General features: G+C 47.2%; 10 protein-coding genes. 2 read left to right on the forward strand and 8 right to left on the reverse strand.

Features of this window, described 5'->3' with window-relative positions; all coding sequences use genetic code 11:
* Positions 1-373: 373 nt before the first annotated feature.
* On the forward strand, positions 374-1,849 hold the full coding sequence (locus tag B3N33_RS00175) for an MFS transporter (protein WP_292589634.1): 1,476 nt from the start codon (positions 374-376) through the stop codon (positions 1,847-1,849).
* Here B3N33_RS00175 and B3N33_RS00180 read toward each other — a convergent pair.
* The 3 genes from B3N33_RS00180 to B3N33_RS00190 form a co-directional block, all read right to left on the reverse strand.
* The gene (locus tag B3N33_RS00180; protein WP_292591751.1) at positions 1,846-2,880 is read right to left on the reverse strand and encodes an ABC transporter ATP-binding protein; all 1,035 of its coding nucleotides are present in this window, start codon (positions 2,878-2,880) and stop codon (positions 1,846-1,848) included. The genes B3N33_RS00175 and B3N33_RS00180 overlap by 4 nt on opposite strands.
* 8 nt (positions 2,881-2,888) lie before the next feature.
* Positions 2,889-3,626 (reverse strand): ABC transporter transmembrane domain-containing protein, encoded by a 738-nt coding sequence (locus B3N33_RS00185; RefSeq protein ID WP_292591753.1) that lies wholly within the window; start codon positions 3,624-3,626, stop codon positions 2,889-2,891.
* 1 nt (position 3,627) lies between these two features.
* Positions 3,628-5,358, reverse strand: a complete 1,731-nt coding sequence (locus B3N33_RS00190; protein WP_292589632.1) for an ABC transporter ATP-binding protein — start codon at positions 5,356-5,358, stop codon at positions 3,628-3,630.
* 166 nt (positions 5,359-5,524) lie between these two features.
* Here B3N33_RS00190 and B3N33_RS00195 point away from each other — a divergent pair, with 166 nt between their 5' ends.
* Complete coding sequence (locus B3N33_RS00195; protein WP_292591754.1) at positions 5,525-6,871, forward strand: patatin-like phospholipase family protein; 1,347 nt, start codon at positions 5,525-5,527, stop codon at positions 6,869-6,871.
* Here the strand turns inward: B3N33_RS00195 and B3N33_RS00200 are convergent.
* The 5 genes from B3N33_RS00200 to B3N33_RS00220 form a co-directional block, all read right to left on the reverse strand.
* On the reverse strand, positions 6,789-7,997 hold the full coding sequence (locus tag B3N33_RS00200) for a hypothetical protein (RefSeq protein ID WP_292589628.1): 1,209 nt from the start codon (positions 7,995-7,997) through the stop codon (positions 6,789-6,791). The two genes, B3N33_RS00195 and B3N33_RS00200, sit on opposite strands and share 83 nt — an antisense overlap.
* Positions 7,998-8,055: 58 nt before the next feature.
* Positions 8,056-9,177: a nucleotidyltransferase family protein gene (locus tag B3N33_RS00205; RefSeq protein ID WP_214060675.1), complete on the reverse strand. Its 1,122-nt coding sequence runs from the start codon at positions 9,175-9,177 to the stop codon at positions 8,056-8,058.
* A gap of 11 nt (positions 9,178-9,188) precedes the next feature.
* Complete coding sequence (locus B3N33_RS00210; RefSeq protein ID WP_292589625.1) at positions 9,189-9,668, reverse strand: hypothetical protein; 480 nt, start codon at positions 9,666-9,668, stop codon at positions 9,189-9,191.
* Between the two features lie 181 nt (positions 9,669-9,849).
* Positions 9,850-10,212, reverse strand: a complete 363-nt coding sequence (locus B3N33_RS00215; protein WP_214060677.1) for a pyridoxamine 5'-phosphate oxidase family protein — start codon at positions 10,210-10,212, stop codon at positions 9,850-9,852.
* Positions 10,191-10,325: a hypothetical protein gene (locus B3N33_RS00220; RefSeq protein WP_292589623.1), complete on the reverse strand. Its 135-nt coding sequence runs from the start codon at positions 10,323-10,325 to the stop codon at positions 10,191-10,193. The genes B3N33_RS00215 and B3N33_RS00220 overlap by 22 nt, the downstream gene beginning before the upstream one ends.
* Positions 10,326-10,622 lie beyond the last annotated feature (297 nt).

A 10,622-nucleotide genomic window follows, 5' to 3' on the forward strand; every position in this document is an offset into this window, starting at 1 on the left:
TTCAAAGATCGAGATCCTGGCCGGAAGCATGCCAGACACAAAGCTAGAAAAGACCGTCATCCCGATGTGCAACTGATCGGGATCTCGAGTCTTGAAATCGATATACGCTTGAAATCAAAGACCCGATGTAGGCTTTGAGGAGACGTCCTCCGTTAACCTTCCAAGAGCAGGGATCCGTTCGCCGAAAAGAGCAACCGAGAAAGAGCATTGTCGAGATCTTCGCTGCGCTCACGAGAAGGCGAGAGAAAAGCATCCCTTTACTATCTGTGTACAGGAAATGAAACGAAAGAGTTTGGGATAGTGCCACATACGCAGTGCTTTCAATGATAAACTCTCAAGTGAATCAGCTGATTTTGATCTGGCGGGAGAGGCAATGGACGACTACTTGGGCTACAACAAACCTGAATACAAGAGAACGAGAAAACTTGCGATCTTCGAGGGCTCGTTCTTCAACATGGCCTTTCTGGTTACTCAAGGCTTCATAGTAACCGGTCTAGCTCTTGAATACGGCGCTTCTGAGATGCTAATCGCCATAATTGGAGTTCTCCCTACGCTTGCTCAACTAGTTCAGCTGCTTGCGCCATTCGTGATGAAGTTTTTCAAGGACAGGAAAAAGGCGATGCTTTTCAGCGCACTTATCGGGAGGATACCACTTGCCTTTATTCCCGTTACACTTGCCCTGGGGATTAAATCGCAATCGCTGCTGCTGATTCTCCTTTCTTCAGTTGCGTTTGGTAACTCTCTTGTGGGCACTTTCTGGGCTTCGATAATGGGAGACGTGATCGATCCCGAAAAGACAGGTAAATATTTTGGTAGACGTAATCTGATTCTATCTCTGAGCACAATGCTTATAACTCCTTTGTACTCGTTCATACTGGACCGTTATACGGGTTCTTTGGGATTTGTTATTGTAACTTCTATGGCAAGCGTATTTGCAGTAATAACGATTGTTCTTCTCAAGAGCCACTATGCTCCTCCAGTGAAGACGTTTGGCCAGGGAAGAGTGTTCAAGGAAGTGTTTGGTAATCTCAGATTCAGGCAGTACCTGAAGTTCGCTGTAGTATGGAATTTCGCTATTACTATCTCCGGACCTTTCTACGCCTACCACCAGCTTGTGAATCTCGAGATCAGCTACTCGTATCTGAGTGTTATGAGTATAGTCGCCTCACTTGCCTCCATGATGATGTACGTTGTTTGGGGCAAGATATCCGACCAGATAGGACACCAGTCGGTTGCGGAATTTGGAGTACTTGGAGCAACGATTCTCGCCCTTATGTGGATTTTTGTCACCCCTCAGACGGCGGCTATTCTACTGCCCGTAGATGCGGTAGTAACTGGGATTGTATGGAGCGCAATCAACCTGTGTATCTTCACAATGATGATGGGCATGATACGCGGCCAGTCAGTTGAGTCCTACGTCGCAGTGCAGGCCTTTTTGAATGGGATTGGCGCTTTGGGAGGTTCACTTCTCGGAGGACTAGTTGCTTCCTATCTGAAGGGAAAAAGCATTACAATCTTCGGCATCGACTTCTACGGAATCCAGGTGATCTTCCTTCTGGGCTCCTTCTTCAGGTTTACTGCGTTTCTTCTTCTCAAGAGAGTGCAGACGACAAAGATCAAGACTGTGCCTCAGGTCTTCTTCAACGTCATGTCTACTGTGGGAAGAAGAATGGCTACGAGACCGTATGAATTCCCCATGCTTCAACTCAGGCCTAAAAAGAGAAGACCTGAGGACGAGCCTTTGAAGCTCGACCTGCCTGCCTCTCTGGAGGATACAAGCGACATCGAAGAGAACACTTCCGAAGAACTCAAAGACGGCGCTGACCAGGAAAAGAGATCAGACTCCTAAGCGATATCTCCAAGCTCGTACTGCAGTCTGTGGAGATCCGAGTATATTCCTCCCTTTGAGAGAAGCTCATCGTGAGTTCCCGACTCTACAAGCATACCTTTATGAATCACCATTATTCTGTCTGCATTTCTTATGGTGGAAAGCCTGTGAGCGATCGTGATCATTGTCTTCTCTTTTGAAATTCTCTCCATAGCTTTCTGAATTAGAGCCTCTGTCTCTGTGTCGACATTCGCAGTCGCCTCGTCGAGAACAAGAATATCCGTATTGAAGGCAACGGCCCTGGCAAGCGCAATCAGCTGTCGCTCTCCGGCAGACAATGTGCCCCCTCTTTCAAGGATTACTGAATCGTATTTATCTGGAAGGCGATCAATGAAGTGATGAGCATAGACGTACTTTGCAGCCTCTATGGCCTTCTCCCTCGAAATCGTCTCGTCGAAGAGACGAATATTATCGAGAATACTTCCTGAGAAGAGGAAGACATCCTGTAGTACAACTCCAACCTTCTTGCGTAAACTCTGGAGATTGTAGTCGTAGATGTTCTTGCCATCTATCCTTATCTGGCCGCCCTGAATCTTGTACAGTCCGGTGAGAATGCTGATGATCGAGGTCTTGCCGGCTCCGGTTTCGCCGACGAAGGCGATCTTTTCCTTCGGCCTAACTCCAAAGCTGATGTCCTTCAACACTTTGTGCTCACCGTCATACGCGAAGGTCACGTTTTCAAACTCAACGCTTCCTTCGAGTGCTTTCGTGGCAGCCTCGTCTGGATTGTATGTCTCTTCGGTCTCGTCCATCAGCTTGAAGATCTTCTCGGCCGAGGCAAGCGCATTCTGTACAATGTCGTACTTTTCTGCGATGTCATTCAGCGGTCGGAAGAACATATCGATGTACGAAACGAAGGCAACAAGCACTCCGAAGGCCAGCGTGTTTCCCAGAATGCTTTTTACGCCAAACCAGATAACGATAGCTATGGTCACATAATAAAGAAGATCCAACAGCGGTCTGAAAATGGCAAATACCCAGAGCTGTTCCAAAAGGCTCTTTAGGTGGCTCTTGTTAACCGAATCGAACTCGCTCTTCTTCCTGACTTCCTGATTNNGGTAGATAGGTTAAGCATTATTATGATGATTCCTCCCAGCAGGAGGACGTCTTTCACCATCGACGTAATGACACTTGTAAAGAACTCGGCAAGATTCTGCGTGTCGTTAGCAACCCTAGTCGCCAATCTTCCGCTGGGATTCGTGTCGAAAAACCTCATCGGCACTCTCAGAAGATGCCGGAAGAGGTCCACCCTGATACCATGAGTTATCTTCTGTCCCATGTAGGATGTTGCATAGACCTGCCCGTAATTGACGAAGAAAAGCGAGACGAGGATCAGGATCATGAAGATTGCTATCTGACCTATCCCGTTAAGGTCTTGCACCCTCAAGTCTCTGAGTTGTTCTTCGGTTATCGGATAACTTGTCGTACCGTCGGTCACACTGTAGAGACCCGACTCATCCTGTTGGAGATAGAAGGCTCCTTCATCGGATTCCGCGAAGCTAAAGGAACCGTTTTCTTCAACCACGACCAGCGAATACTGATTGTCCATGTAGTTGTCTATTGCTCTTCTCATCAGCAGCGGTGGAAGGAGATCAAGCGCCGAGGAGGCTCCGATCAAAATCAAACTGAGAATCAGAATAGCAACATAGGGCTTCGTGTACTTCCACAGCCTGAAGACGACTCGCCAGTCTTCAACCTTAAGTTTCTCTTCTACTTCGCTGTATACGTTTTCGGCCATGCTATTCCTCCTCGAGCTTTTCTTCTAACATCTGTCTGTCGTACATCCTCTGGTAAAGACCTCCGCCCTGAACTAGATCGGAGTGTACTCCCCTCTCGACTACCTTGCCTTCATGGAGCACATAAATCTCGTCGGAATCCACCACGGCCTTTAACCTGTGAGAGATGACGATTATCGATCTGGTGTCCTCGGAGTCCTTCAAGGATTTTAGAATCTCCGTTTCAGTCTCGGTATCGACGGCCGAAAGGCAATCATCGAGCACAACGAGTGGTGCCTCCTTTATGAGTGCCCTTGCTATAGAAATCCTCTGCTTCTGACCTCCCGAAAGGGTCACGCCTCTTTCACCCACAATGCTTTTGTACCCGTTGCTGAAGCCTTCGATATCCTCATGAATCGAGGCGATGCTCGCGTACTTTTTAACTTCTTCGTCGGATATTCCCATGTCTCCGAAACGAATGTTGTTTCCAACGGTCTCGGAGAAGAGAAACGTCTCCTGCGGAACGTAAGCAACATTTTCTCTTATCGCCTCAGGTTCCAGTTTATTTATATCCACTCCATCTATGAACAGCATCCCTTCGTCAACGGGGTAAAGCCTGGCGATCAATTTTGCAATCGTCGACTTTCCCGAGCCAGTGGTTCCGACGATGGCTATCTTAGAGCCGGGTTTGACTTCGAAATCAATGTTTTCAAGGGCAGGTCTGCTTCCGGTCGGGTAGGTGAAGGTGAGGTTCTTCATGACTATATGACCTTCAAATTCGTCGATTTTTACAGGGTCATCGGTAGTTATGTTGTTATCCTCTTCAAGGACTTCCATAAGCCTTCTGTAAGAGGCGCGTCCTCTCTGGATGATGTTGATCACCCAGCCAAAGGCCGTCATCGGCCAGACCAGCATTCCCAGGTACGAAGTGAACGTGATGTACTCTCCTAGAGTTATCTGACCCAGTATTACCATACGTCCTCCAAACAATGTTGCCAGCACAGTACCAAGCATAGAGAGAGTTTGAATCAGCGGGAAGAACATTCCCCAGACCCTTACCAGAGTCATGTTCTTCTCTACATACGTATCTGACTTATCGGAGAGAGTTCCATTTCTAAGGTCCTCGATTCCGTAACTCTTTATAAGCCGGACTCCCGAGATGGACTCTTCAATTGTATCTGTAAGATCGGAAAAGGATGCCTGGACCATTTTGAATCTCTTATGAATCATCTTTCCAAAGAAGGTTGAAACGATAGCCAGCGCCGGAAGCGGAGCGATTGAGATCCATGTCAGATTCCAGTTCGTGAAAAGCCCCATTGCAAAGATCGTTACAGTTACGAGAAAGACGGCATCTATGATCATGACAATCGCAGGACCCATAGCCATTCTCACGGCATTCACGTCGTTCGTGAATCTGGCCATAAGATCACCGACCCTCGTCCTGTCATAGAAGGTTGGTGGAAGCGTCAGAAGCTTCTCGAAGAGTGTCTTTCGAGCGTAGTACTCGAATTTTCTTGCCGCCCCCATTATGAAGACCCGCCAGAACAATCTCGTTATGAAAAGTCCGAAGGCAACCCCGATAACGGCAAATATAAGCAGTCTGACAAAACCTAGGTCCTGGGCACCACCTCTGATTTCATCTACTATCAATCCAATCACTCTTGGAGTAATCAACATTAGCAAATCGACAAGAATAAGAAAAATAGCGCCATAAACGTACCTTGGCCAGTTGTGTTTCAGGAAGTCTCTTATCAAAACAATCGCCTCACTAGTCCGGTAAACTAACTTAATATGATACACCATTTCGAGAGAGAACTCGTGATGGGTTCATTAAATATGGATTCTGAGTCTCTTCCTTTCCAATGTATAATAATATCATCAAATCCTTCATACAACTTTGGAGAAATCTGGGGGAAGAGAAATGAAGAGAGCGCTTCTAGTTTTCTCGGTAATTCTACTTGCGGTCACTGCTGCCTCGGTTGCAGTGGACTTTTCTGGCGGCGGAGGTAGAGGGGCCTATGAAATCGGTGTTTACGGCGCCTTGCTTGATCTCGGTTTGGAAATCGATGCCATTTACGGTTCCTCTGTAGGGGCAATCAACGCGGCCGGTCTTATCAGTGAGGGCTTTGAGGCTGCGAGAGATGTGTGGTGCAGCATAGATTACCTGGAGCTTATGAATGCCTCTCCTCATTTGTACGAACTGATCCAGGGAAATCTCCTGGGCCTGGATGCGATGGAGCTTGCCTCGGCAATGAGAACTCTCACCTCCGAAAATGGAATAGACATAGAACCCATGAGAACCAAGATGAAAGAAATGATCGTTGAGGAAAAGGTAATAGCGAGCGATGTAGAACTTGGAATCGTTCTCTACTCTCTCAGTGGCTTGCGACCTTACGCAATGTACAAAGACCTTATCCCAGAGGGAAAGCTGGTCGATTTTGTTCTGGCAAGCGCAAACTTTCCCGCCTTCACGCGTGAAAAGATAAACGGAGAGGTCTTCATAGACGGAGGCGTCTATTCTAACTTCCCTCTTTTCATGGCAAAGGAGAGAGGCCACGAAGAGGTTGTCGCAGTCGACCTTATTGGAATCTACTTTGGAGAAGCTCTCGCTTTTATAAACATCTTCACCGATGGAATGAAGGTCACGTTGATAGAACCTTCAGAGCAATTCGGGACAGTAATGACCTTTGATCCTGAGGTCTCGAAGAAGTATCTCATTTGTGGTTATCTCGATACAATGAAGAAGTTCGGTGTTTTACGGGGTGATAGCTATTTCATTCTAGGAGATGACGATCCCTTGAGAGCTCATTTTCTATCACTAGAAGAAGAGTCGAGAATTGAGGCGCTAAGACTTCTGGGGCTTGTAGGTGTCGAAGGCGAGACGGCAGAATACCACTACTACCGGGAATTCATTCCCTGGCTGGAAAGCATTGCGAAGCAACCCTACTCCAGGACCTGTCATCTCGTTACCGGAATGCTCGAAGAGATGGCTGCCTTTCTCCAGATCGAGAGGCTGGTTCCCTACTCGCCTTCATCTCTAATGTTTGAAGTCATTAAGGCGTTCAGCGCAGCTAAGTTCGAGAGCGAAAGGGATCTCAGATACATGACCAGATACAAAAAACTCTTTAATTTTCTCGAATTCATAGACGATCGGAAGCCCTGCACATCGGAACTTTCTACCGAGTTTAGATCCTTTGAAGAAGAGTTTCAGAAGTCTGTTGGACTTTTGGAACAAATTTGCTCGCAGCAATCCCGTATATCTCACTGAGTGAAAGCGGTCTCTTCAGCAGGCTCTTTCCGTAGACTATGTAATGTTTGTACTCCTGGCCTCCGGCACGCCGGGCATTTGCGATCATCGTGGCGTTCATTGAGCTGATCGATGATCCTTCGATTTCTTCGAAACCCATATTCTGGATATTTCTGTACGCTCTCAAGAACATGGCCGAAGGCACGCCCTTGTTTCTGAAATCGGGAACGACAAAGAGTATCGCCGCTCTTACGCGCGCAAGAGATTTTCTCTTACTCAGCAGCTTATACCAGCCAAAGGGGAGTAGCTTGCCGTCAATCTCGCGAATGAGCGGGCTGAAATCCGGCAGCGCAACAAAGTACCCTATTGGCCTTTCTCCTGATCTCGCGATGATTACCATTCTCTGATCGGCTACCGTCCTGAGTGTCTTGGCCATATCACACAGTTCTTCATATGTGGGAGGAAGAACGTCCTCTTCCCACTTCGGGATAGATTCTTCCATGATCTTCTGAAGATCCGCGGCGACATCCTTTAGCCGCTTGAAATTGGCCTCTTCAACGCGGAACCCGTAGCGATCCATTGCGATCTCGGTAAACTTTATCTCGCGCTCGGATATGACTTGCTCAAGATCGTATCTGAAGGCAAGATATTTCAAGTAAATATCGAAGTCTTCAAAAAAGTCAACATAGTAGGGGGGATTGTAAGGCATCATAACGGCAGGTTGATCTTCGAAGTTATCTATCAGTAGGCCTCTATAATCGTCGCCGTTAGTAGGGGAAACAGGTCCCTTCAGATACTTCATGCCTTTGCTCTTTGCCCAGCTTTCGGCAGTCCTAAGCAAGGCGTCGGCAACGGCCCTATCGTTTACCGACTCAAAGAGCGTGAAGTATGCATGCTCCACGGACTTCTCGCGGTTCATAACCTGTTCTATGCCCACGGCGAGCCTTCCCACTACACTACTTCCGTTCTTTGCCACAAAGAAATCGTGAGGACCGTTCGCAAGAAGCTGTGAGCTCTTGCTTTTCAAAACCGCTTTAATTTCATGGCTTAAAGGAGGTACCCAGAGGGGGTAATCGCGGTATAGTCCCCTTGGGAGCTCAATGAACTCTTTCCTCTCGTGACGGCTCTTGACTTTGACAATTTTCAAAATTAGCAACTCCTAGAAAAAACGTATGGACAATTCTAGCACGATTAAAGATAGCTCTCTAGTGGACAGTGGAGTTGCCTTCCAAAGACCTCACATCTGAGATGTAATTCTTGAGATTCGAGTCGGAGATACTTCCCCCGCTCCCGTCTACTGTCACGTAGTACTCAGATGTGATCAATAAATTCTTTCCCTTGAAACCGGGTCTGATCCGTGTATAGTCTCCCACAAAGACGTTACTCAGTTCAACGCCGCTGTGGATTTTGCAGTTGGATCCAATCATTACCGGCCCTTCTAGTTTTACGTTCTTTTCAACTATCGAACCCGCCCCAACATATACCGGGGTGATGATCTTAATGCTCTTCTCAAGGACCGAGCCCGTACCTCTCCAGAAACCCTCGGTCACTTCTCTTCCGGAAGGTTTGAAGCCCTTTATCCTTCCCTCGAGAGCCGCGCCGAGTATCTCGAGATAATCGGAGTTCCTTCCTATGTCATACCAGTCTATCTTCGTGTCGAGCGAGAAGACCCTTTCTCTCTTCTGAACAAGCAGGGGAAGAAGCTCACCGCCGATATCGAAGAACTGATTCTTTGGGATGTAGTTGAAGACTTCGGGTTCAAATATATAGATGCCCGTGTTAGCGAGATTCGATTTGGCCTTTTCAACCGCCGGCTTTTCTTGAAAAGATTCGACCCTTCCCGCCGAATCGCAGACGATAATTCCGTAGTTGGGAATCTTGTCTCTCTCGACTTTCTTTGAAATAATTGTCGCTACAGAGTCGCTTGCCCTGTGGAATTCATACGCCTTTGCTAGATCGAAATCTACTATCGCATCGCCGCAAAGTACAATAAATGTCTCATTGAAGAAGCCGGACTCTTCTTGAATCTTCTTCAATCCTCCAGCCGAACCAACGGGTTCAGGCACCAGCTGCCCCTTCTCAAAATGCCCTTCGAAGGAGTATCCGACTCTCAAACCATATCTGTACCCGCTCCTTACATAATTCTGAAGTACTCCTGCGAGGTGAGAGAGATTGATCATTATCTCATTCACATCATACTTGGCAAGCAGCTCAAGAATAAACTCTATAACCGGCTTCTCAATAATGGGAAGCATCGGTTTTGGCAGCCTGTTCGTCAGCGGTTTCAATCTTGTTCCGGCTCCGGCTGCTAAAATCATGGCTTTCATCCAGACTCCTCCTATCTCTTAACAGATCTCAGATTTTTGTAGACTACCAACCCTCCAACTGCAAGCAGCGAGATTCCTATGAAAATTCCAAGCACTTTCGGCGCCAGTGCTATGAGCAGAAAGAGTATGGAGATTGCCGATAAGAACGATGCCGCAACCAGAATGCCATTATCCTTTTCAACTCCGGCAAAATACGACTGAAAGAGGCCAACGGCAGGAGCGGCTATGAATAGCGCCCAGCCGCCTCCCATTATGAAGCCCGGGAAAATAACATTGAAAGTCAGGATTACAGCGACCGTTAGCAAAATGCCTGCAGGCACAAAGAGATTCTTGTCACGTCCAGTGAATGCTCTGTATTCCATGAAAATCCCAGGAATCCAGATAAGCAATAGCCAGAGATTGAGAGTGAACGATCTGACAAAAATGATCAGGATCCCAAGCAGAATCATTATGGCTCCAATTATAGTTCTCATAAGAGCGTTCCTGTTCATCAACCATCGCCTCCAGTTAGTTCATTCATCGGAATTATAACAAGAAGAGGTGCCTTTAGGTATTCAAATCAAATACCTGAACCTTTAGATAGGCTTCTGATGAATGGAAAGAACACCTAAGGTGGGCAAACCCGATCAATCCATTTTACTGAACAAGAAAAACCATAGAACCGTCCGCGAACTACTTTATCGATGATTTTCCTGTCAAGTGAAGGATATCGATACGGATAACACAGGTGGCCTTCAAGGCGTTTTTAATCTCCTCTACTCCATTCTCAAAGTAATCTGCCGAATACTTTGAAAGGAGCTTCATTAAGGCCTCTGTCTTCTCCCCATCGTCTTCCAGTATCGAGGCTTTTCCAAAGGCGATGGCGCTTCTAAAGATCGTTGAAAAAGACTCCGGAATCACTTTAGATGACTCAACAACACAGAAAGAAACATTAGCGTTTTGAGAAAGGTTGTCTAGCTTGTGACCGGTGATTGCGCAGTGCACGAAAATGCAATTGTTTTCGTACGTGTAATTCACAGGGATCCCGTAGGGCATCCCCCATCTATACCCACAGTAGATAATACCCCATAGGAACCGTTTTTCAGAATCTCAGTAGCTTCGTTCAGCGGCAGCTCCTTATCCCATCTCCTCATCTTCCTGAACTGCAAAACCTTCACCCCCCGGATGTCTCCTTTGTATTGTACCTTATAAAGCAAAGACAAAAGGCGATGTTGGTCGATCGTTGACGTTACATCGTTATCGTCATCGGGAAAGACCCCGCAGATCGCTGGAAGAATCGCTTTTCGCTGGTCGCTGAGCGCTTTGAAGAAACGTCCTCCGTCCTAGAGCATGGACCCGTCCTACGATAAGATCAATTGAGAAAGTGAGTTGTCGAGACGTTCGCTGCACTAACGGAGAGGACGAGAGAAAAGCCAGTCTGCTTACGCAGGCCAGTCAGGCTTCGC

The sequence above is a fragment of the Mesotoga sp. UBA5825 genome, assembly GCF_002432955.1.
GTDB lineage: Bacteria > Thermotogota > Thermotogae > Petrotogales > Kosmotogaceae > Mesotoga.